The organism is Massilibacillus massiliensis, assembly GCF_900086705.1.
GTDB classification, from domain to species: domain Bacteria; phylum Bacillota; class Negativicutes; order FLKF01; family FLKF01; genus Massilibacillus; species Massilibacillus massiliensis.
On sequence record NZ_LT575483.1, the window covers coordinates 1,411,249 to 1,432,974 of the forward strand.

The window sequence follows — 21,726 nt, forward strand, 5'->3', positions numbered from 1 at the left end:
CCAGACTATGCATGAATCATTGCTAATAATTCATCGGTTTTCTCTTTTAATAATATTTTATCCTGTCGTGCTTCCACATTCAAGCGAATCACCGGTTCCGTATTGGATATACGTAAATTAAACCGCCAATTTGGATACTCGATACTGAGACCATCCACTTTTGTCACAACGCCATCTTTTCCATAATGTGCTTCAATTTTTTCAAGAACTGCTTTTGGATCTTTTACCGTACGGTTAATTTCTCCGCTGATCGGATAACGTTCCATTCTTTCCTGCATCAGAGACGAGAATGGCTTACCAGAGCGACAAATCAATTCTACAACAAGCAACCAAGTAATCATACCGCTGTCACAAAAAGAAAACTCTTTAAAATAATGATGTGCTGACATCTCTCCACCATAAACGGCATCTTCTTTACGCATACGTTCCTTAATAAAAGCATGTCCAGTTTTGCACATGATCGGTCTGCCGCCCGCTTCTTCCACCAATTCTATTGTATTCCAGATCAAACGCGGATCGTAAATAATTCCTGCCCCGGGATTCGACCGTAGAAAAGCCTGCGCAATGAAGCCGACCATATAGTAGCCCTCAATAAAGTCACCTTTTTCATCAAACATAAAACAACGATCAAAATCGCCATCCCAGGCAATGCCGACATCAGCTTTATGCTCCCGTATAACACTTGCTGTTGCTTCACGATTTTCCTGTAAAATCGGGTTCGGTACACCATTCGGGAAATTGCCGTCCGGCTCATGATTTACCTTGATAAATTCAAATGGCAAATGTTTCTCCAAAACATCGATAGCCGCTCCCGCAGCACCATTCCCAGCATTTACAACGATTTTTAATGGTTTTAATGCGCTTTTATCAACATAAGTAAGTAAATGTTTTACATACTCTTCTAAAACGTCTATACAGATTACTTTGCCAGCCTTAATACCGACTACAGGCTCAAAGGTACCCGTAACTGCACGTTCTTCAATTTCTCTCAGCCCCGTATCCCCGCTGATCGGACGCGACTCTTCCCGTACAAACTTCATCCCATTATAGTCTTTCGGATTATGACTCGCTGTAATCATAATACCACCATCTAAATTTAAATGTGCCGTAGCAAAGTAGATCTGCTCCGTTCCACATACCCCAATATCAACCACATCACAACCCATATCGGTTAGGCCCAATTCAAGCGCATTTTGTATAGATTGTCCGGATAAACGAATATCATGCCCAACTGCTACTTTTTTTGCGTTAAAAAGTTCAACATATGCACGCCCAATACGATAAGCTAATTCTTCATTGATTTCATCCGGATATTTCCCCCGAATATCATAGGCTTTAAATGCAGTACGTTTTAACTCCATTTACTCATCTCCTCATCTCATCATGCTTTTATGACTCCAAATCATCTAAAATAAGACTACTTTATCATCTTATGAGCCATGACTAAAAATATTACTAAAATAGATGTATAACAAATTCTAATTTTAGTAAATATTCGTTATATCCGTCATAAAATCCTGTACAAAATGAAGGATTTACCGAAACTTCTAACTGTTCTCATTTAACAACTGTACATAATCCGTAATTCCCCTTGCAACCGCTCTGGCAAAATCGTCCTGACGATAGAGCAATAGCCGCTCGTCTTCTTTATTGGTGATAAAAGCCAGTTCCACTAAAACAGCAATACATTCTGTATATCTCAAGACATACAATGCCTGATTTTCTTTAACGCCTCGATCATAAGTTCCCAGACTAGAGACAATTTGTGCTTGTATACACTCAGCCAAAGTCCGCCCATTACGACTATAAAAATAAGTCTCCGTACCATAAGCTTCGCTTGTGCTGTAACCATTGCAATGCAAAGACACAAACAAATCCGCCCCAAAAGCATTACTGTAATTCGTAATGTCTTGAAGTTCATTTTCCTGCACTGCCAAGACCTCATATCCCACTGCCTGCAAGTAATAGCAGGTGAGTGCCATAACTGTTTTTGTAATATCTGCCTCACAGACAAACGCCCCCACAGCCCCACAATCTAACCCTGGATAATGTCCTCCATTGATCACGACCTTCAAACTGGTTCGCTCCTCTTTATTAAAATAAAAGCTCTGAGTATAGAGTATGAAATGCCATTAAGGAAAAGACCTTTCTTTTGTCATTGACACAAAAGAAACAAAAAGTCTAGGCCACAAACCTCCAAAATACTTGAAAAATGACCAGCTTACTAAAATCCTTAACTCGCTTCGCTCAGACAAACGGATTTCTTTACGTAAGCTGGTCATTTTTCATCCTTCGGAACGTATTTTTCCGGAAAAGGCCAGGGGAACGAAAGAACTGCCGCATTAAAATGCGACAGGCAAAAATAAACAAAACAGCTCGTATTCACATATGTAAATACGAGCTGCTAAAATCCATTCCACTTATAAACTAGTACGAAGATAGGTTGCCGGTTGGTGAGAAGTACTCAGATGCTAGGCACATGAAGGGGATGTGAAGGAGTCGTACTGTCGTACGTCGACGAACAGCACCTTCATGCAACGACGCAGATGGGTGCTTATCGCCGACCCGCGGCCTATCTGTCCACGATTTCTCTATCTGCGCGCCGCCTTCACAGCTTCAACGAATTTTACAGCGGAATCTGTAACCAGCTGATAATCGCCGGTTTTTGCTCCGGCAGTGAGGCTTCCACCGGCACCAACTGCTACGCAACCGGCATTTAACCATTCATGCAAATTTTCCACTGTGACACCACCGGTTGGCATCATCTGAGCCTGTGGTACCGGGCCTTTGATTGCTTTGATCAACTTCGTACCAACGATTTCTCCCGGGAAGATTTTAATGATATCCGCGCCGGATTCCATCGCGGTCAAGACTCCCTCAATCGTAGTCGTTCCCGGCATACAAGGCACACGATAGCGATTGCAAAGTTTGATCGTTGCCAAATTGATAGACGGAGAAACTACAAACGCAGCACCATTTAGAATCGCAATGCGGGCAGTTTCTGGATCAAGTACCGTCCCGGCACCGATGATTACATTTTCATTATCCTTATATCGATCCACAAGTGTTTTAATCGCGTCATGTGCACCCGGTGTTGTAAATGCAACCTCTATGGCCGTCACGCCACCGGCAATACAAGCCTCAGAAATTTTTACACCTTCATCAGCATCCTCGCCGCGAATCACTGCAACCACACCTAGTTCTTTAATTTTTGCAATTACTTTTTCCTTATCCATCATAACCTCCTAAATCCATGTCCTCTGTATTTACACCAATGCTTTTCCCTGTGCAATATGCTCTGGTGATTTCTTATTAAAATGATTACACCAATATGCGGTAATAATCGGTACCACAATAGAAGTGACAATAACAGCTGTCGCCACAAGCGCAGTAGCCGCCTGTGCGATTGGTTTAAATTCTGGTACCATCTCTGCAATAATAATAGGATTGGTAACCGCAGCCCCCGCTGTAGATGAAGCTGCAAGCCCGGCTCCGCCATGACCGCCGCCGATATAAATGTCCGCTAAAATAAGTGGAATGCCCGTAATCACGATAACACCCAAACCAAGTAAAAGTCCTAGCAAACCAGTCTGACCGATAACAGCTAAATTAATCGTATTCCCCAATGCAAAACCGAAAAAAGGAATCATTGTCATGGACGCACTGCCAAAGAACGTTCTAAGCTCTGTATCCAAATTACCTAAGATAAAGCCAATAATAAATGGAAGTACTGCGCCAACAAACAACCGAGGTTCAAAAGAAGCCGCACCAGTCGTACCTAAAATCATCATCGTTACCAATGGACCGGATTCAATTGACGTCAATACAAACGCTCCTGCTTCTTCTTTCGTACCATATTGCTGCATAATCGAAGCATAAAGACCACCATTGGTCATATCCATAGAAGTTACGATTGCCAGCGTTGAAAGCCCGGCAAAAAAACCTTTTTCAATCATGCCCACCGGCATAAAGCTTACACAAATCATCCCAACAATCCAGGCAACCAAAATCTTCGTTACTACAATCGTACCCGATTTTCTAAGCACAGTCCCAGTCGCTTTGATATCAATTCCAGCACCCATGCAAAAAAACCATACAGAAAGAATTGGTACCGTTCCAGTAATCAATCCATTTGTAAAAGAACCAAAATACTTACCTGCACCCGGAGCAAACGTATGACAAAGTGCTCCTAGAAATAATGGAACTAACATCAAACCACCAGGAATACGCTCAATACTTTGTTTAATTTTCATCTTACTCTCTCCTTGCATTATTATAAATATTTAGATAATTCCCACAAGTTATAAAGAACCAAAATGTATATACTTGATCCAAAGACATAACCCGTTTTTTACTCCCGTCCGTCTTCGACAGGAGTAAAAAACGACTAAGTCTCTAAACTAACGCGCTAACCAGCCACCATCGACTGCAATGGTATACCCCTGCACGTAATTTGCAGCCTCCGATGCCAAAAATATAATCGGACCGCCTAAATCACTTGGCGTTCCCCAACGCCCTGCCGGGATACGACCTAAAATTTCAGCATTACGAACTTCATCAGCTCTAAGCGCTGCCGTATTATCCGTTGCCATATAGCCCGGTGCAATTGCATTAACATTAATATTGTGTTTTGCCCATTCATTTGCCAGGATCTTCGTTAATCCCATGACACCACTTTTACTCGATGTATAGGATGGAACACGAATCCCACCTTGAAAAGAAAGCATTGAAGCGATATTGATAATTTTTCCGCCCTTGCCTTGTTTCACAAATTGCTTTGCAACCGCTTGCGACAAGAAAAACATGCTTTTTAGATTCAGATTCATTACATCGTCCCAGTCTTTTTCTGTAAAATCAAGCGCATCATTTCGGCGAATAATGCCAGAATTGTTTACTAAGATGTCGACATGCCCAAATGCAGCTACTGATTTTTCAATAATATCTGCAATCGGCTCTAATGATCCTAAACTTGCCTTAATTCCTAGAAAACGACGACCAAGTGCTTTTACCTTTTGCTCTGTTTCCGAAAAATCACTGGTTGCAACGCTCACAATATCAGCACCGGCACTTGCAAGTGCCAAAGCCATACCTTGCCCTAATCCCTTTGTACCACCAGTAACAATTGCCACTTTACCTTCTAAATCAAATAATCCCATCATCGAACCTCCTAGATTAGCGTATGTCTTCCATTTTTACTGCATCCATATCATCAAAATCTTGATTTTCACCAGCCATAGCCCAGATAAATGTATAATTATGTGTAGCTACACCAGAATGAATCGACCAGCTTGGAGAAATCACAGCTTCCTCATTATGCATAACAATATGACGTGTTTGCGTTGGTTCCCCCATATAATGCATCACAACGTTATCTTTCGGTAAATCAAAATACAGATAAATTTCTGCACGGCGCTCATGCGTATGACAAGGCATACTATTCCACATGTTACCTGGTTCTAAAGCAGTCATCCCCATTACCAATTGACAACTTTCTACACCACCGGGAACAATATATTGATAAATATTACGCTCATTTGAATTGGTCTGAGAACCTAAATGTCTTGGCGTAATAGATTTACGTTCAATTTTTTTTGTTGGATACGTTGCATGCGCAGGCGCACTATTAAAATAGAATTTTGCCGGTTCACTTGTATGGTCGCTACTAAATACAACTTTTTTTGCTCCCATGCCAATGTATAATCCATCCGTTTTACTAAGTTTATAGGTGGTTCCATCGACCTCAACGCTTCCACTGCCGCCAATATTAATGATGCCGAGTTCTCTGCGTTCTAAGAAAAACGCGACGCCCATACCTTCCTCCACTTTTAATTCCTGCGGTTTTATTGGACATACACCGCCAGCGATCATACGATCCACATGACTATACACCATTTGAATCTTATCGACTTGAAATAAATCCTGAATTAAAAAATTTGCTCTTAGCTCCTCAGTCGTATAACGTTTTACATCATTGGGATGAACTGTGTGTCTTACTTCCATTGAAATAACCCCCTCATAAAATTTATATGTGAATAAAAAATAACAACAACTTTAATTTTGATGCGCACTTAAATATTTCTTTAATCCAGCTACGGTTGGCAATCCATCGTTATCCCCAGGAGACATAATTGCCAGTGCACCAATCGCAGAACCGCGTCTTACCGCATCTTTAAGACTTAATCCTTCGAGTAAACCGCTTACTACCCCAACCGCAAATCCATCGCCAGCACCAACGGTGTCCACGATGTGATCTACTTTAAATGCAGGAACTGTAAAACTGCCTTCTTTTGTTTTTACAAAAGCTCCTTTTGCTCCAACCTTGATAATCGCCGTTTTTACGCCAGCATTGAGATAAAAATCAGCAATCGTATTTACGTCATCACTACCGGTTAAAATCTTCCCTTCACCTACGCCCGGTAAAACCATATCACACTTGAATGCAAGATCATTGATCACATCGATCATTTCCTGCTTATCCTTCCATAATGCCGGACGAAGATTGGTATCAAAAGAAATTCTAACCTGATGTTGCTTTGCCGCTGCAATTAATTCATACATCGTTTTACGGCAAGATGCAGATAAAGCAGGCGGAATTCCTGTGAGATGCAAATGACGAATCGTTGACCAGTCAATGCTTGCAATATCATTTACATCCATATTCGCTGAAGCAGTATTCTTTCTAAAATTGACAACCTCAGGATCACCGACTTCAACCTTTGCTTTTAACTGCATTCCCGTCATATGGTCATCGTCAAAAGAAATATAACGATTGTCTATTTTATTTTCAGCTAAAAACTTTTTGATATGTTTACCAAAAGGATCATTGCCTAATTTACTGACATAACCTACTTTATGCTCTAAACGAGCCATGCCCACTGCGAAATTAATCTCTGCGCCAGCCACATATCTCGTAAAATGTGCAACATCTTCAAGCGGTTTCACCTCATCTGCAACTAATAATCCCATTGGCTCACCAATCGTAAGCACTTCTATCATTTTCACTACCCCTCTCCATCGATCAAAGCTAATTGTTATTATTTTCATTCTTTAATGAAATTTCTGAATTATATAAATAGATTTTATGAAACAGTTTCGTTTACCGGTTTACATTCGTCAACCTTATCAGGTTGAATTGCGAATCACCAACTGACAATCCAGTTCGATTAATCTCGGTGCCGCATTTTTATTGCGATGCAAACGAAACATTAAACGTTTCACACATTCTTTTCCTACTTTATAGGACGGCTGAGAAATAACCGTAATTCCTCTATCCACCAATTCAGTCCAATCCCAATTATCAAAACCAAAAATCCCTATATCCTCTGGGAATTTTAACTGCATTCTCTGTAACGCTTTTACCACATGCAGCATGGTAACGCCATTGGCTGTATAAATCGCCTTCTTTTCTGCACTGTTGGCTTCTATAAACTGTTTCACTAAATTCTCTACATACTCTTCTTGCTTTACTTCTAGTATATAGGATTGCGGCTCAATATCCAAAACATCAAGACAAGCCTTTTCATAGGCATTATACCGCCAATTTCTTGTGCCATTCTTTTTCAACGGTTCACTGAAGAATCCTACTCTTGTATACCCGCATTTCTTTAGGTACTCAATCGCTTCAATTGTGATATCCATATCAGCGGTTCTTACGATATCAAACGATTTTGATTCAATCGGTCGATCCGCCAAAATAATAGGAATCCCTGACTTTGCCATGGATTCTAAAAATGCATTATTTTCACCGGTCGTATTAATAATTAACCCTTCAACACGCTGGTCAATCATAGACAAGATATATTCACGTTCTTTACGCGGATCATCATCGGTACTGGTAATCATCACACCATAGCCGTATCGGTCACAACAATCACTAATGCCCTTTAATAAAATAGAAGAAAACGGACTGCTGATATCTGAAACAACAACACCAATAATTCTGCTTTTTTTAGATTTCAAACTACGCGCCAAATTATTTGGCCGATAGTTTAATTCTTCAATTACTTGGGCAATCTTGTTTCTCGATTCTGCTGACATAAACTCAAATTTACCATTTAAATATCTGGAAATCGTCGTCTTTGATACCCCAGCTCTTTCCGCAACGTCTACAATTGTAATATTTTTATGATTTCTCTCCATAGCATCAAACTCCTACTACAAACCAGCTAGAACTCGTTTTACTAAACCGTTTTACATTGAATAAATAATTATTATCTTTCTATAGTTCAATTTTATCTCATATAAAATTACTTGTCTAGACTTTTTATCACATTTTATTATACAAAATTTTAGAAATACCTGATGGTAGTTATAAATAATACGAATAGTATATAGATAGCTTCCCTTCATAATTCGATTCTTTCCTTTATGTTCAGCCAAATTTTTTTATGTTATAATAAAGTATAATATAAGTGCGGATTCAACTTCACCCTCTACCCGCCTGAGTCCACATGCATAACTTTAAGGAGGTTCACACTTACTTATGGAAGCCATCTTAAAACAAATTCTCACTGAAGTCTCGTCTCTTTCTTCAAAGTTTGACCACCTCGAATCGGATGTAAAAGATATTAAATCCGATGTTGGTACACTCAAATCCGACGTCGGTACTCTGAAATCTGATGTAGGTACACTCAAATCCAATGTTAGTACATTAACTTCTCGTGTAGACGATTTAGGCGACAGACTGCTCAATGTTGAACAGTCACAATTACGCATGGAAAATACCATGACAACCAATTTTGCCGCACTTTACGATGCGCGTGAAATGCATCAGGAATTCAATGAACGTATTGAATCTAAGGTTGATGTCATAAGCAGCAAAATGGATACCCTTGCACTACAGGTCAACTATCATGAGCATCGGTTCAATCGCTTGAAAAGTATCTAAAATCCCAAACAAAAAACTTCCTTGGAATATGAAAAATTCACATTTCAAGGAAGTTTTTTATTTTTTATTCTTTTCAAAAAAATATTGATAAGTTCTTGCCAATCCTTCTTTTAATGAAGTCTTTGGCTGCCAATCCAGTGCCGCTACAGCCTGATCATTTGACAATACCGAACGATAAATATCACCTGATCGAGCTGGACAATAAGCTGGCGCAATCGCCCGCCCGGAAATTTCTCCAAACAATGTAACAACGGTATTGACCGAAACTTCGGTCTTTGTACTGATATTATATACGCTATTGCAATTTGAACTACCCAGTGATTGACAAATTGCCGCTGCCACGTCACCCACATAAATAAAGTCTCGTGTTTGATTGCCATCGCCGTAAATCGAAATAGATTCACCATTGGCGATCCTCTTCGCAAAGATACTGATGACACCACCTTCACCGCCGTCCCCCTGCCGTTCTCCATAGACATTGGCAAAACGTAATGCTACATACTCCAAATCATGCAACGTATGATACAACTGTAAATACTTCTCCACCGTTAATTTACTTAACCCATAAAAGGAAGTCGGTTCAGTTGCAAAACTTTCTAAAACCGGCATTTCTTCAATATCACCATAGGCAGCCGCTGTAGTTGCAAAGATGACTCTTTTCACACCAGTCTTACGACAGGCTTCCAGTAAATTGATCGTACCTAAAAGATTCACCTGCGCATCAAAATATGGATCATCTACAGATACATTCACCATCGTCTGCCCAGCCAAATGGATAACAGCATCAAACCTCCGCGCTGTAAGTACCGTCACAATGTCCTGATCACATACATCCATTTCGATAAAGTCTATACCCTCTGGTACATTTTCTCGTAAACCCGTATGTAGATTATCTAAGACTGTAATTTTACAATCTTCTTTCAATAATTTTTCTATCACATGAGAACCAATAAATCCAGCGCCCCCAGTTATTAATACTTTCATAGCAAGATCTCCTATTATGTAATATAGCTACTCTAAAAAACTATTCTTTATTTATACCATACTTTCCTAAATATAGTCTATAAAAAAATTTCTATGTTACACGCATTTCTTAATTGCGCCCTTCATCAAATCGTACAATATCATCTTCCCCAACATAACTCCCATTTTGTATCTCGATGATTTCCAATGGAATTTGTCCCGGATTTTCTAAACGATGTTTGGTCGTTGGTGGCACAAACACACTCTCATTCTCATGCACCCAGCTTTCCTCCCCCGCAATTGTCACTTTAGCCGTACCAGAAATTACGATCCAATGTTCACTGCGATGGTAATGCATCTGCATCATGAGAACACCTTTAGGCTGCAAACGAATTTTCTTCATCTTATATCGTGGTCCCTCACCAAGCGTAGTCACACTACCCCACGGCCGGTAAATCGTCGTATGTTCATCAGCTTCCTTGCGTCCACGTTTTTTCAGCTCATTTACAATTTCCTTTACCTTTTGTGATTCGCCCTTTTTGGCGACAACGATCACATCATCCGTTTCTACCAAAAGTACGTCATCTAACCCAATTCCTGCAATCAGACGATCTCGTCCGAGAATGAGAGAATTCTTGCAATCAACGGCTAAACAATCTCCCTCCATCGCATTGCCGCGTTCATCTTTCGGTAAGATCTCATACATCGCATCCCAGGAGCCAATATCATTCCAATAACAAGGCAATTCCAGAACAACGACTGAAGTTGATTTTTCCGCAACTGCATAATCAATCGAAATATTTGGCATCGCAGAAAACGCCGCCAACACCTCTTCATACGTTCCCGTCAGCTGTTGCATAATATCCGGTTGATAATTTTCCAATTCATTTTTCATGAAACCAATTGCAAATGCAAACATTCCCGAATTCCAAAAGTAGTTTCCCCTAGCCAGATACTCTTCTGCGACTGAAAGCTCCGGTTTCTCTTTAAAAGAGAGAACTTCATAGCCTCCCTCATAAGCTTGTCCTGCTTCGATATACCCATACCCTGTTTCCGGCTTATCAGGCTTGATTCCAAAAGTAACTAATTTCTGCTCTTTAGCAAGCGCAGCCGCCGTTTGAACCGATTTGACAAACATTTCTTCCTGTTGAATCACATGATCGGCCGGCGTTACTAGCAAAACTTCATTCTCGTCACAGCCAAGCTTCTCCATGCAAAATTTCAATGAAAGTGCAATAGCCGGTGCCGTATTCCGTCCCGCAGGCTCTAAAATCACATGTGCTGCATCGGCATTACAATCGGCAAGTTCACTCTGTACATGGTATACATACGCTTGATTCGTCACAATAATGATATCTTTTGCCTCAACGATCGGCAGAAAACGCAGCACAGTTTGTGCTAATAAAGATTTTCCTTGATTCACCTTTAGAAATTGTTTCGGATACCCCGTACGAGATAGCGGAAATAATCGCGTACCACCGCCACCTGCCAATATAATAATCTTCATATAAATCATCCTCAGCCTAGAATTATTTAACTAACTTAGCCACAGTAATACCCAGCCATTCCTGAAAGAAAATATAATTTCCATATAATGCACCTGCTGATGGTGCCAATTTATTATAATGGAACACATGCTGCTTATTTACCATATAGTCACTCGGATACGGTAAAACATTGACATTTTCCTTATGAAAATTAAGTACCGATCGTTCCATATGAAAAGCAGATGTGACTAAAATTGGCTTCGTATATCCTTTTTCATCTAATAGCTTATGGACAAACTGTGCATTTTGCTTTGTATTCACACTTTGATCTTCGATCAAAATCTGTTCTTCCGGAACACCTAAACTCAATAAAATTCGCTTGGCAATCTGTGCCTCCCGCCCGGAATCCCCATAAACTTGCCCACCAGCCAAAATAATCGGTACATCCAGTTTTTTTTGCAATCGAACCGCAGTAAGCAGGCGATTGGCCGCACTGCTGCCCAAATTCCCCTGACCATCTACATCCATCGTATCCGCAGTCGCACCACCGCCCAGCATAATCACCGCATCGCCAGCAACTTCACGCGGCGGCTCATACCGTCTTTCTAATGAACCAAGTAATGTTTCACTCACATAACTTGTACACAGCAGATAAAAAATAACGGTAAGACCGGCTAGAATTCTAGCCAGTCTCCGCTCTCTGCGCTTCCATAGATATAAGGCCATCCCCAACAATGCGACTATGAAAATCCCAGGGGGCAGAAGAAAACTCGCACCAAATTTCAGCAAATAAATCATACTTTTCCCTCTCGATGTAAATATTCTTTTAGTGCCGTTTGCCAATCACGCATCGGATCTCCCACCGTCATCTTGAGCATATAATTGTCCAACACTGAATACGCCGGGCGCTTCGCTGGGCGAGAAAATTCTTCTGACGTTACCGGCACCACATCAATTTCTTTTTCCACCTGTTTAAATATTTCCACTGCAAAATCATACCAGGAGCATTTTCCCCGACAAGTTGCATGATAGGTTCCATAGGAATTACTTTCCAGCAATCTAAAAATCGCTTTCGTTACATCAACAGTAGAAGTTGGTGTCCCAATCTGATCATTGACCACCCGCAAAGTCTGATTGCTTTCGGCCAATCTAAGCATCGTTCGCACAAAATTATTTCCATCCCCATACAGCCATGCTGTCCGCACAATAAAATGCCTGCCGAGAATTTCGCGCACCATTTGCTCACCGATCCACTTCGTCTTTCCATATACGCCAAGCGGACACACAGTTTCATACTCCCGGTAACTTTCTTTTCCGCTGCCATCAAATACATAATCGGTACTCACATGCACCAATTTTGCGCCAATCTCTAAACAAGCAGCAGCCAGATTCTGTACACCAATGACGTTTACCCTAAATGCACCATCAAAATCTGTTTCGGCATGATCCACATTTGTATAGGCTGCACAGTTGATCACTGCATCGGGTTTTGTCTTCATAAAAAACTCTTTCACTGCCCGACTATTTCCAATATCTAAATCCTGATGACCAACCAAGATCAACTCATGTAACGTCTTTCCCTGCGTGGCAACCTCACGGCCTAATTGCCCATTTGCACCAGTCACTACAATTTTCATCTCATTACCTCTTATCCTTGATAACGAATCAATCGTTCTTTTGGCAAATCCTTCAATAATGGATGCACCTTATCCTTTTCCGATAACACGACATCCACCATCGGCCATTTGATACCAATTGCCGGATCATTCCACAAAATTCCGCCATCGGCGGCAGGGTTGTAAATATCACTGCACTTGTAGGTAAAATAAGCGGTTTCACTCACCACACAAAAACCGTGTGCGAAGCCTGGTGGTATCCAAAATTGATTATGCTTTTCTCCGGATAACATAACACCAACCCATTCGCCAAAAGTTGGCGAACCATCACGAATATCCACCGCAACATCGTATACTTCCCCTTGCGCTACAGATACCAATTTTCCCTGTGCATTTGGATTTTGAAAATGCAGCCCTCTAAGTACGCCTTTCGTTGAAAAAGACATATTATCTTGCACAAACTCCACATCAATGCCTGCTTCTCTATACTTCTCCTTACTCCACGTTTCCAAGAAAAATCCGCGCGCATCACCAAATACTTTTGGCTCAATGATCCGCACCCCTGCTAGCTTCGTCTCTATTATCTTCAACTTCAGCACTCCTTAATCAAGCGATTCAAAAAAACTCTTTTTTATGCATAACTAAATTCAATAGATACTGTCCATAGGCATTTTTTTTCATTTCTTCAGCAATTTCTATCAATTGCTGCTTTGTAATATACCCTTTACTATACGCAATTTCCTCCGGACAAGAAATCATTAAACCTTGACGCTCTTGAATCGTCGCAATATAGTTCGATGCCTGTAATAAAGAATCATATGTACCCGTATCGAGCCATGCATACCCGCGCCCCAAAGTCTCCACCTGTAATTCTTTCCGTTCTAAGTAAATACGATTCAAATCAGTAATCTCTAGTTCCCCTCGCTTAGATGGCTTGATCGACTTGGCAAATTCTACGACCTGTGCATCGTAAAAATATAAACCCGTAACCGCATACGATGATTTCGGCTGCTGTGGTTTTTCCTCAATACTCATTGCCTGCCCATCAGCATCAAATTCAACCACACCATATCGCTCCGGATCTTTTACCCAATAAGCAAAAACAGTGGCACCATGCTCAAGCGCCACGGCTTGCTTGAGTTTTTCACTAAAGCCATACCCATAAAAAATATTATCTCCAAGTACCAAAGCACAGCCTTCACCGGCAATAAATTCTTCCCCAATGATAAACGCCTGCGCCAATCCATCCGGACTAGGCTGAATCGCATATCGCAGTTGAATCCCCCACTGGCTTCCATCACCTAAAAGCTGCTGAAAGGCCGCTTGATCCTGTGGCGTTGTGATCATCAAAATATCTCGAATACCGGCCAGCATTAACGTCGTCAACGGATAATAAATCATTGGTTTATCATATACCGGAACCAATTGCTTACTAATCGACTTCGTAATTGGATACAATCTCGTACCTGATCCGCCCGCTAGAATAATTCCCTTTGTAATTGCCATCTCGTATCCCTACTTTCCTATTCCAAGTCGTTCCCGCCGATAACTGCCATCTGTCACCCGCTGACACCACCCAGCATGATTTAAATACCAATCCACCGTTTTTACAATACCGGTCTCAAATGTTTCCGCCGGAACCCAACCTAGCTCATCCTTGATTTTCGTTGCATCAATCGCATAGCGCGCATCATGTCCCGGACGATCCGTTACAAAGGTAATCTGTTCCCGATACGACTTTCCATCCTCTCTCGGACGTCTTTCATCTAAAATATCGCACAATGTATGAACAATACTTAAATTTGTCTTTTCATTATGACCGCCAATATTATACTTATCACCCGGATCACCCTTTTTAAGCACCGTCAAAATCGCCCGACAATGATCTTCCACATAGAGCCAATCCCGAACATTTTGACCCGTTCCGTAAATAGGCAGAGCTTTGCCCTCCAAAGCATTCAGTAAGATCAATGGAATTAATTTTTCCGGAAATTGATACGGACCATAATTATTCGAACAATTCGTCATAATCACTGGCATACCATAGGTATGGTAATAGGCTCTCGCCAAATGATCCGAAGATGCCTTTGACGCTGAATAAGGAGAATTTGGCGCATATGGTGTTTCTTCTGTAAAATAACCCGATTCGCCAAGTGTTCCATACACCTCATCTGTCGAAATATGAATGAACCGAAATGATTTCTGACTTTCCTCACACAATGAGTTCCACTGCTTGCGCGCGCACTCTAGCAGGTTAAACGTTCCATTGATATTCGTCCGCACAAATTCCCCCGGTCCATCTATCGACCGATCCACATGCGACTCCGCTGCAAAGTGTACAACTGCATCCGGACGATATTCAGCAAATATCTTCGTTACCAATACAGCATCGCAAATATCCCCTTCCACAAAAGTATACCGCCCATTTTGTGAAATCTCTTCAAGTGAGTCAAGATTTCCTGCATACGTCAACTTATCTAAATTGATAATCTCTATATCTGTATACTCTTTTAATATCAAATGCACAAAATTACTACCGATAAATCCAGCACCACCAGTAACTAGAACTTTCTTCATCACCCAATCAACCTCCGTAAACATTCTTAACTTATAGATATTCTACAAATTATCAGTAAATTCCTTGCAACATTCATCATTTAGAAATACCACACAGGAAAACTATTTTACAAACCAGATTAAATTCGCTATAATATACATATACTATATATACCAAAAACGCCCTGCGCTAACAGGACGTTTCGGTTGAATGCAGGATCAGGTGAACAGCAACTTTAGGATAAAAGCCGCAAGTGCTATTACCTTCACAAGTGCCGCGTCGCTGATGCAAAAGTTCACGCGAAACTTCAAAGATATCCCTCCTGTATTCAGTTTACAAGCACGGTAGGCGCCGTGCTTGTTTTAATTATAAACCCCATATTTTCCAATCGTCAATATATGAAGATAGGACCTGCATTCGCAGATCCTATCTATTTTTATACCATGCATAAGTTTTCTCAATCCCTGCCAATAAATTGACTTTAGCTTTCCAGCCAAGGCTATGTAAATAGCTCACATCATTGATCTTCACCGGAGTACCATCCGGCTTGGTCTTATCAAAGACCAGCTCACCTTCATAGCCCACAACCTTTGCGATGCTCTCCGCCAGCTCCTTGATCGTCACCCCAACACCGGTTCCTATATTTACGATCTTGCTTTGATCATACGTATTCATCAGATACACACAAGCCTCAGCCAGATCATCTACAAACAAAAACTCACGAATCGGTGTCCCCGTACCCCAAATCGTTACACTCGGTGCATGATTGATCTTCGCCTCGTAGAATTTGCGAATCAAAGCCGGAAACACATGACTCTTTTCCAAATCAAAATTATCATTGATCCCATACAAATTCGTCGGCATCACCGAAATATATTTCGTTCCATACTGCTGATTATACGCCTGACACATCTTGATCCCCGTAATCTTCGCCATGGCATAGGCATCATTCGTCGGCTCCAAAGCACCTGTCAGGAGGCTCTCCTCCTTAATTGGCTGCTGCGCCATCTTTGGATAAATGCAAGAACTGCCCCAAAATAATAGCTTCTTCACACCATTCACATACGATTGATAAATGATATTCGCCGCAATCATCAAATTCTGATAAATAAACTCCGTCACAGCACAGCCTCCCAGCGAATCAAATCCATATCCGCATGGTACGCCTATCCCCTTGCTTTTCTAGCTCTGTCACTAACGCAGAACCCACTAAGTCTCTGTGCCCAGCTACATAAATTTTCGCTTCTTTTCCCATCGCATTACACACCGCTATCAATATAGATAATTTGCACAATCGGCAAAATTCTTACACTTCACCATTCTTCCGATAACATTCTTAAAATATTATCCTCAAGTGGTGGAAGCTCCTTCACGACAACTTCCCAAATCATATCATAGCTAATCCCATCATAATCATGCGTCACAATATCTCTTAATCCTGCCATTTGCCGAAATGGAATATCGGGAAACTTTCTTCTTAAAAATTCTGGAATGCGCTTACTTGCCTCTCCCATATTCTCTAATGCTTTATATACAGCATACTGAGTTTTAAAATCGTCTATAAAATCTATAAGAGACATTCCTTTAGTAAATTCCTTTACAAATTGCAAATCCCTGTAAATATCTTCAACATAATCTCGATATTCGCGGTTTTTCTTTCTACTCATAGGTAGTGAACCTCTTCAAGAATACGCTTACCAATTCTAGGTTTCAGCGCCTTTTTAGATACCAAATCAACTCTTATGCCTATTTTTTTACTTAGCTCATATTTTAAATCGATAAACTGAAAAGCACTGATTTGCTTACTAAAATCAACTAAAATATCAACATCTGATCTTTTAGTTTGCTCATTTCTAACATAGGAACCAAACACGCCCATTTCTGATATATGATATTTATCGACCAAGTAATTTTTCTCCTGTTCTAAAATATCCTTAATTTGATTAATATCCAATTTCATTACTCCAGACATAAGCTCGCCTCCCCTATACACTTTAGACTTCCCAGCTCAATCTACAATTAACATATTAAAAACTATATTCCACCCTTATAAAAGCATAGCACACACGAATCTTCTTCAAGTCATCGTGATTTTACGATTCCTTTTACCAAAACAGGCACATCCTTTGACATGCCTGTTTTGTGATTTTCCTAAATTTTTTTTACAGCAATCATTACATCCGTTTAAAAATGATTTCATCATGAACAGATACCTTGCACTTGATCCGATCCAGCTGCGCCTGCTGATCCACCGATAATCGCCCCCAGATTTTCCATGTCTCTTTCATTTATCATAGCAAAATCCATGACGAAAAACAATCAATTTTAAACTATATCAATTCTACGATTCGTTATGCTGATGCACTTCATCGCTTGATCTCTATCAACACACCTTGTATTCATCAGCTTATTTATTCAACCGCTCACTTAACGCTTCTAATTCTTTAAAATGTGTAGCAATGATCCGATTACATATCTCTGTAGAAATTTCTTCTTTATAAATATGAGAAGTTAAGTTTCTATCGTTTAAAATTTGCACCCATATTTTGTCATTTTTTTATTAAACCATAACTAAAAGCTTCTTTCATTACAGCTTTTGGACTATTAAGCTCAGCAAATCCTTGATCCAGCAAATATTCACGTGTCGCTTTCCACCCAAGTTCAGTCGTAAATTCAAAACGCTGCATAACCCCATCACGAACAACGCTACTATTAGAATTTTCTAGCTCAACTAGCGCTTCACCAAGTCGTTCAACTGCACTTTTAAAATTATGTAATTTATTTGATAATCGTTCCATAATGACAATTCCCTCTTTAGTTATAGTATTTAGCAACTTTTCATCTGTACTGGGATTGATAAATACAACATCAAACTTAAATAAGGTATCTAGCTTATCTATATCATTCATAAAATTAGCTACTTCTAGGTTTGATTGGCACTTACTAAAGATTGCTAAGTCAATATCACTACTACTTCTAAAATCACCTCTTGCTCGCGATCCAAACAAGATCATTTTATAAATATTAGGGTAATTAAAAGCAATCATTTTAATCTTGTCCATTAATTGCTCCATCCATCTTCGCCCTCCACACTATACTCAATTGGCATTATTATACCACAATACTAGTAAAAATCTTTGTAAATACGTTAGACCTTTTATTTTATTTAAGCATTTTATTCTTACAAAACAAGAAACGTAGTTTTTAAATAAATATCAAAAACTACGCTTTTCACTGTTGGTCTTTTTTAAGTATTTTGAGGCTTGACAAGCCCTAGCTATTTTTATACCATGCATACGTTTTTTCAATTCCTGTCAACAAATCCACTTTCCCCTTCCAGCCAAGGCTATGTAAATAGCTCACATCATTGATCTTCACCGGAGTACCATCCGGCTTGGTCTTATCAAAGACCAGCTCACCTTCATAGCCCACAACCTTTGCGATGCTCTCCGCCAGCTCCTTGATCGTCACCCCAACACCGGTTCCTATATTTACGATCTTGCTTTGATCATACGTATTCATCAGATACACACAAGCCTCAGCCAGATCATCTACAAACAAAAACTCACGAATCGGTGTCCCCGTTCCCCAAATCGTTACACTCGGGGCATGATGCAGCTTCGCCTCGTGGAATTTGCGAATCAAAGCCGGAAACACGTGACTCGTTTCCAAATCAAAATTATCATTGATCCCATACAGATTCGTCGGCATCACCGATATATATTTCGTCCCATACTGCTGATTATACGCCTGACACATCTTAATCCCCGTAATTTTTGCCAAAGCATACGCATCGTTTGTCGGTTCCAAAGCACCCGTCAGGAGGCTCTCCTCCTTAATTGGCTGCTCTGCCAGCTTTGGATAAATGCAAGAACTGCCCAAAAATAACAGTTTCTTCACACCATTCACATACGATGTATGAATAATATTTATCGCAATCATCAAATTCTGATAAATAAACTCCGCCGGCGTAGTAGAATTCGCCCCAATTCCACCAACCTTTGCGGCTGACAGAAATACATACTCCGGATTCTCCTCAGCAAAAAATTTACGCACAGCCGCCTGATCAATCAGATCCAATTCACCATGCGTCCGCGTGATAATGTTCGTATATCCTTGTTTTTCAAGTTCTCTGATTAAAGCTGATCCCACTAATCCTCTGTGACCGGCTACATAGATTTTTGATTTTTTATCCATTTTTTACACCTCTAAAAAACTTTATCAATACGAATAACCTAATAAAGTATTCGCATATACCAAGCAGTCTACCATTCCAACAAGCTCCTCTTTATTTTCTCATACATTTTCTATATAAAATACCTCTAATAGCGTTAGGTATTAATCTTGCAATCATGCGTATTCCAATATTGCGTATGTATTCAAAGGTATTAATAAAATGATTTCTATAGAAAATATTCTGCAATTTAACTTCTTGTAAAAAATACTTTATACCACCACGTCTTTGAAACATATTTTTATCTACTCTTGCATAAACTAAACTTTCTGATAAGTTTTTTGCTTTATAACCTTTATTAAGTAAACGATACCACAAATAATAGTCTTCGCATAGGTAAAAAGGTTGATAATTACCCACATCTAAAACAGCACTTTTTTTGAACATAACCGTCATATGATTAAAAGGATTTCTCATCTTTGCATACTGTCTTATCTCCTGATTGGATAAAGGTACTTTACGTATAGAATCAATCCTCTCTGGAGTTGTAGAAAATTCTTCAATTGTAGTCCCTAAAATAACGAGTAAATCATCTTTTTGAAATTCTCTAATTTGTTTTTCAAACCTATCTGGTTTTGCAATATCATCTGTATCCATACGAGCGATAATATCATATGAACAATATTGCAATCCGACTTGAAGAGCTTTACCCAATCCTTGATTTTTTTCTAACAATACAAATTTAAATAAATTTGTATATTTAATATTATATTCTACGCAAATATCATCCAAATTCGCTGATAATTTTCCGTCTTTTACAACAATAATTTCTGCTGGCAATAAGGTTTGATTCAGAATACTATCAAGAGACAATCGAAAATGCATAGGTTCTTCTTTCTTGTAAATTGATAACAAAACCGAAAACTTTAACATATATTCTCTCCGTTTAATTTCAAACACTTATAGTAAATTTCATTATATCCCTCTACCATATACTTCATTTTAAACTTATTTAAATATTTATTTCTGGCCTCTAAGGACATAGATTCTAATAGGGTAATATCATATAGCTGTAACAAACATTTTCCATAGTCTTCATAATCAAATACTTTACATATAAATCCATCTTTAAAGTTATCAATAATCTCATTCATGACAGGAATATCACTCCCAATGACAACCACTTTTTTCATCATCGCTTCAATAGCGACTAAACCTAATCCTTCACTTATAGATGGAAAAAGCAATACATCCTGCTCATCTAAAATCCTCATAGCATCTTTCCTATCAACAGTTCCTAAAAAAATAACTTCCTTAACTAGATCCAATTCTTTAGTTATTTTCTCTAATTCTTGTCTTAACTCACCATCGCCAATAATTGTATATTTAATTTTTTTCCCTTTGTTTTTAATGTACCGAATTGCTCGCAAGGCTGTTTCTATATTTTTTCTCTTATTCAAGACTGAGACAGAAATAACATGTAATGTATTATTTCTTAAATATATTTTTTCTTCTAAAGTTAATAAATCTTCAGTAGAATTATAAACAACACTTATTTCATTATTCTTACAAACATTTTTTACATAATTAGAAATAGCAATAATTTTTTTAAAAGAATATACAATCTTCAATGATAAAGTAGCCATTATTTTGCCAATTATAGCACCATATTCAAATTTATAATCTTCAAATGGATTGTTATGCAAAGTAACGATTACATTATACCTTTTAACAAATAAATAAGATAAAAGCGTTGGCCAAAAGCAATGAACATGAATAATATCAGGAGATATCTTTTTTACTATAGACCCAAATTTATATATAGCTTTCATAGTAGGAACTTTACTCATTCCTAATTCATAAACTTCAAAATTTAAGTCACGAAAACGTTTTTTATCTATTTCGGAATTATATCTCAATGATATAAAAATAAATTTTATATTTTTATCAAAATTATATTTTGCTATATTTAATGCAACAATAATTGGTCCTTTCTCTGCTAAACTTGGAATCAACATTGCAATTTTCATAAAGAACTCACT

At 39.2% G+C, this 21,726-nt stretch carries 23 protein-coding genes and 1 pseudogene; 1 reads left to right on the plus strand and 23 read right to left on the minus strand.

Annotated elements, in window-relative coordinates:
• Positions 1 to 5: 5 nt before the first annotated feature.
• The 8 genes from BN6559_RS06920 to BN6559_RS06955 all read right to left on the minus strand — a co-directional run bounded on the left by BN6559_RS06920 (position 6) and on the right by BN6559_RS06955 (position 8,139).
• Positions 6 to 1,361: a phosphohexomutase domain-containing protein gene (locus BN6559_RS06920; RefSeq protein WP_110954034.1), complete on the minus strand. Its 1,356-nt coding sequence runs from the start codon at positions 1,359 to 1,361 to the stop codon at positions 6 to 8.
• Between the two features lie 186 nt (positions 1,362 to 1,547).
• Positions 1,548 to 2,075: an N-acetylmuramoyl-L-alanine amidase gene (locus tag BN6559_RS06925; RefSeq protein ID WP_110954035.1), complete on the minus strand. Its 528-nt coding sequence runs from the start codon at positions 2,073 to 2,075 to the stop codon at positions 1,548 to 1,550.
• A 516-nt stretch (positions 2,076 to 2,591) separates the two neighbouring features.
• Positions 2,592 to 3,236, minus strand: coding sequence for a bifunctional 2-keto-4-hydroxyglutarate aldolase/2-keto-3-deoxy-6-phosphogluconate aldolase (locus tag BN6559_RS06930; protein ID WP_110954036.1), 645 nt, complete (start codon positions 3,234 to 3,236; stop codon positions 2,592 to 2,594).
• 30 nt (positions 3,237 to 3,266) lie between these two features.
• Entirely contained in the window at positions 3,267 to 4,253 is a 987-nt protein-coding gene (gene kdgT / locus BN6559_RS06935) for a 2-keto-3-deoxygluconate transporter (RefSeq protein WP_110954037.1), read from the minus strand.
• A 147-nt stretch (positions 4,254 to 4,400) separates the two neighbouring features.
• Entirely contained in the window at positions 4,401 to 5,159 is a 759-nt protein-coding gene (kduD, locus tag BN6559_RS06940; protein WP_199883815.1) for a 2-dehydro-3-deoxy-D-gluconate 5-dehydrogenase KduD, read from the minus strand.
• A 13-nt stretch (positions 5,160 to 5,172) separates the two neighbouring features.
• Positions 5,173 to 6,000, minus strand: a complete 828-nt coding sequence (gene kduI / locus BN6559_RS06945; RefSeq protein WP_110954039.1) for a 5-dehydro-4-deoxy-D-glucuronate isomerase — start codon at positions 5,998 to 6,000, stop codon at positions 5,173 to 5,175.
• Between the two features lie 51 nt (positions 6,001 to 6,051).
• A complete protein-coding gene (locus BN6559_RS06950) occupies positions 6,052 to 6,996 on the minus strand; it encodes a sugar kinase (RefSeq protein WP_110954040.1) in 945 nt (314 codons plus the stop codon).
• 126 nt (positions 6,997 to 7,122) lie between these two features.
• On the minus strand, positions 7,123 to 8,139 hold the full coding sequence (locus tag BN6559_RS06955) for a LacI family DNA-binding transcriptional regulator (protein ID WP_110954041.1): 1,017 nt from the start codon (positions 8,137 to 8,139) through the stop codon (positions 7,123 to 7,125).
• Positions 8,140 to 8,482: 343 nt separating this feature from the next.
• Between BN6559_RS06955 and BN6559_RS06960 the strand changes: the two genes are divergently transcribed.
• The gene (locus BN6559_RS06960) at positions 8,483 to 8,887 is read left to right on the plus strand and encodes a hypothetical protein (RefSeq protein WP_110954042.1); all 405 of its coding nucleotides are present in this window, start codon (positions 8,483 to 8,485) and stop codon (positions 8,885 to 8,887) included.
• A 57-nt stretch (positions 8,888 to 8,944) separates the two neighbouring features.
• On the opposite strand, the gene BN6559_RS06965 is transcribed toward BN6559_RS06960, so the two are convergent.
• The 15 genes and pseudogenes from BN6559_RS06965 to BN6559_RS07035 form a co-directional block, all read right to left on the minus strand.
• Positions 8,945 to 9,871, minus strand: coding sequence for an NAD-dependent epimerase/dehydratase family protein (locus tag BN6559_RS06965; RefSeq protein ID WP_110954043.1), 927 nt, complete (start codon positions 9,869 to 9,871; stop codon positions 8,945 to 8,947).
• A gap of 109 nt (positions 9,872 to 9,980) precedes the next feature.
• Entirely contained in the window at positions 9,981 to 11,357 is a 1,377-nt protein-coding gene (locus BN6559_RS06970) for a mannose-1-phosphate guanylyltransferase/mannose-6-phosphate isomerase (RefSeq protein ID WP_110954044.1), read from the minus strand.
• 22 nt (positions 11,358 to 11,379) lie between these two features.
• Positions 11,380 to 12,135: a YdcF family protein gene (locus BN6559_RS06975; RefSeq protein WP_110954045.1), complete on the minus strand. Its 756-nt coding sequence runs from the start codon at positions 12,133 to 12,135 to the stop codon at positions 11,380 to 11,382.
• Entirely contained in the window at positions 12,132 to 12,974 is an 843-nt protein-coding gene (rfbD, locus tag BN6559_RS06980) for a dTDP-4-dehydrorhamnose reductase (RefSeq protein ID WP_110954046.1), read from the minus strand. The genes BN6559_RS06975 and rfbD overlap by 4 nt, the downstream gene beginning before the upstream one ends.
• An 11-nt stretch (positions 12,975 to 12,985) precedes the next feature.
• Complete coding sequence (gene rfbC / locus BN6559_RS06985; protein WP_110954047.1) at positions 12,986 to 13,543, minus strand: dTDP-4-dehydrorhamnose 3,5-epimerase; 558 nt, start codon at positions 13,541 to 13,543, stop codon at positions 12,986 to 12,988.
• Positions 13,544 to 13,568: 25 nt separating this feature from the next.
• Positions 13,569 to 14,459: a glucose-1-phosphate thymidylyltransferase RfbA gene (rfbA, locus tag BN6559_RS06990; protein ID WP_110954048.1), complete on the minus strand. Its 891-nt coding sequence runs from the start codon at positions 14,457 to 14,459 to the stop codon at positions 13,569 to 13,571.
• Between the two features lie 9 nt (positions 14,460 to 14,468).
• Positions 14,469 to 15,530 carry a dTDP-glucose 4,6-dehydratase gene (gene rfbB, locus BN6559_RS06995; RefSeq protein ID WP_110954049.1) on the minus strand — a complete coding sequence of 354 codons (1,062 nt, stop codon included), beginning with the start codon at positions 15,528 to 15,530 and terminating at the stop codon, positions 14,469 to 14,471.
• Positions 15,531 to 15,936: 406 nt separating this feature from the next.
• A pseudogene (locus tag BN6559_RS07000) lies at positions 15,937 to 16,765 on the minus strand (GDP-L-fucose synthase family protein).
• A gap of 58 nt (positions 16,766 to 16,823) precedes the next feature.
• On the minus strand, positions 16,824 to 17,177 hold the full coding sequence (locus tag BN6559_RS07005; RefSeq protein WP_110954050.1) for a HepT-like ribonuclease domain-containing protein: 354 nt from the start codon (positions 17,175 to 17,177) through the stop codon (positions 16,824 to 16,826).
• The gene (locus tag BN6559_RS07010) at positions 17,174 to 17,482 is read right to left on the minus strand and encodes a nucleotidyltransferase family protein (RefSeq protein ID WP_199883816.1); all 309 of its coding nucleotides are present in this window, start codon (positions 17,480 to 17,482) and stop codon (positions 17,174 to 17,176) included. Before BN6559_RS07010 ends, BN6559_RS07005 begins: the two co-directional genes overlap by 4 nt.
• 435 nt (positions 17,483 to 17,917) lie before the next feature.
• Positions 17,918 to 18,049: a nucleotidyltransferase substrate binding protein gene (locus tag BN6559_RS19805; RefSeq protein WP_199883817.1), complete on the minus strand. Its 132-nt coding sequence runs from the start codon at positions 18,047 to 18,049 to the stop codon at positions 17,918 to 17,920.
• A 10-nt stretch (positions 18,050 to 18,059) separates the two neighbouring features.
• Positions 18,060 to 18,584, minus strand: coding sequence for an HI0074 family nucleotidyltransferase substrate-binding subunit (locus tag BN6559_RS07020; protein WP_110954052.1), 525 nt, complete (start codon positions 18,582 to 18,584; stop codon positions 18,060 to 18,062).
• Positions 18,585 to 18,783: 199 nt separating this feature from the next.
• On the minus strand, positions 18,784 to 19,707 hold the full coding sequence (locus tag BN6559_RS07025; protein ID WP_110954053.1) for a GDP-L-fucose synthase family protein: 924 nt from the start codon (positions 19,705 to 19,707) through the stop codon (positions 18,784 to 18,786).
• A 91-nt stretch (positions 19,708 to 19,798) separates the two neighbouring features.
• Positions 19,799 to 20,617, minus strand: a complete 819-nt coding sequence (locus tag BN6559_RS07030) for a glycosyltransferase (protein WP_110954054.1) — start codon at positions 20,615 to 20,617, stop codon at positions 19,799 to 19,801.
• Positions 20,611 to 21,714 (minus strand): glycosyltransferase family 4 protein, encoded by a 1,104-nt coding sequence (locus tag BN6559_RS07035; protein ID WP_110954055.1) that lies wholly within the window; start codon positions 21,712 to 21,714, stop codon positions 20,611 to 20,613. Before BN6559_RS07035 ends, BN6559_RS07030 begins: the two co-directional genes overlap by 7 nt.
• Positions 21,715 to 21,726 lie beyond the last annotated feature (12 nt).

Coding starts and splice junctions, on each gene's coding strand:
- BN6559_RS06920 (WP_110954034.1), bottom strand. CDS start 1,361: ATGGAGTTAAAACGTACTGCATTTAAAGCCTATGATATTCGGGGGAAA.
- BN6559_RS06930 (WP_110954036.1), bottom strand. CDS start 3,236: ATGGATAAGGAAAAAGTAATTGCAAAAATTAAAGAACTAGGTGTGGTT.
- kdgT (WP_110954037.1), bottom strand. CDS start 4,253: ATGAAAATTAAACAAAGTATTGAGCGTATTCCTGGTGGTTTGATGTTA.
- kduD (WP_199883815.1), bottom strand. CDS start 5,159: ATGATGGGATTATTTGATTTAGAAGGTAAAGTGGCAATTGTTACTGGT.
- kduI (WP_110954039.1), bottom strand. CDS start 6,000: ATGGAAGTAAGACACACAGTTCATCCCAATGATGTAAAACGTTATACG.
- BN6559_RS06950 (WP_110954040.1), bottom strand. CDS start 6,996: ATGATAGAAGTGCTTACGATTGGTGAGCCAATGGGATTATTAGTTGCA.
- BN6559_RS06955 (WP_110954041.1), bottom strand. CDS start 8,139: ATGGAGAGAAATCATAAAAATATTACAATTGTAGACGTTGCGGAAAGA.
- BN6559_RS06960 (WP_110954042.1), top strand. CDS start 8,483: ATGGAAGCCATCTTAAAACAAATTCTCACTGAAGTCTCGTCTCTTTCT.
- BN6559_RS06965 (WP_110954043.1), bottom strand. CDS start 9,871: ATGAAAGTATTAATAACTGGGGGCGCTGGATTTATTGGTTCTCATGTG.
- BN6559_RS06970 (WP_110954044.1), bottom strand. CDS start 11,357: ATGAAGATTATTATATTGGCAGGTGGCGGTGGTACGCGATTATTTCCG.
- BN6559_RS06975 (WP_110954045.1), bottom strand. CDS start 12,135: ATGATTTATTTGCTGAAATTTGGTGCGAGTTTTCTTCTGCCCCCTGGG.
- rfbD (WP_110954046.1), bottom strand. CDS start 12,974: ATGAAAATTGTAGTGACTGGTGCAAATGGGCAATTAGGCCGTGAGGTT.
- rfbA (WP_110954048.1), bottom strand. CDS start 14,459: ATGGCAATTACAAAGGGAATTATTCTAGCGGGCGGATCAGGTACGAGA.
- rfbB (WP_110954049.1), bottom strand. CDS start 15,530: ATGAAGAAAGTTCTAGTTACTGGTGGTGCTGGATTTATCGGTAGTAAT.
- BN6559_RS07005 (WP_110954050.1), bottom strand. CDS start 17,177: ATGAGTAGAAAGAAAAACCGCGAATATCGAGATTATGTTGAAGATATT.
- BN6559_RS07010 (WP_199883816.1), bottom strand. CDS start 17,482: ATGTCTGGAGTAATGAAATTGGATATTAATCAAATTAAGGATATTTTA.
- BN6559_RS07020 (WP_110954052.1), bottom strand. CDS start 18,584: ATGGAGCAATTAATGGACAAGATTAAAATGATTGCTTTTAATTACCCT.
- BN6559_RS07025 (WP_110954053.1), bottom strand. CDS start 19,707: ATGGATAAAAAATCAAAAATCTATGTAGCCGGTCACAGAGGATTAGTG.
- BN6559_RS07030 (WP_110954054.1), bottom strand. CDS start 20,617: ATGTTAAAGTTTTCGGTTTTGTTATCAATTTACAAGAAAGAAGAACCT.
- BN6559_RS07035 (WP_110954055.1), bottom strand. CDS start 21,714: ATGAAAATTGCAATGTTGATTCCAAGTTTAGCAGAGAAAGGACCAATT.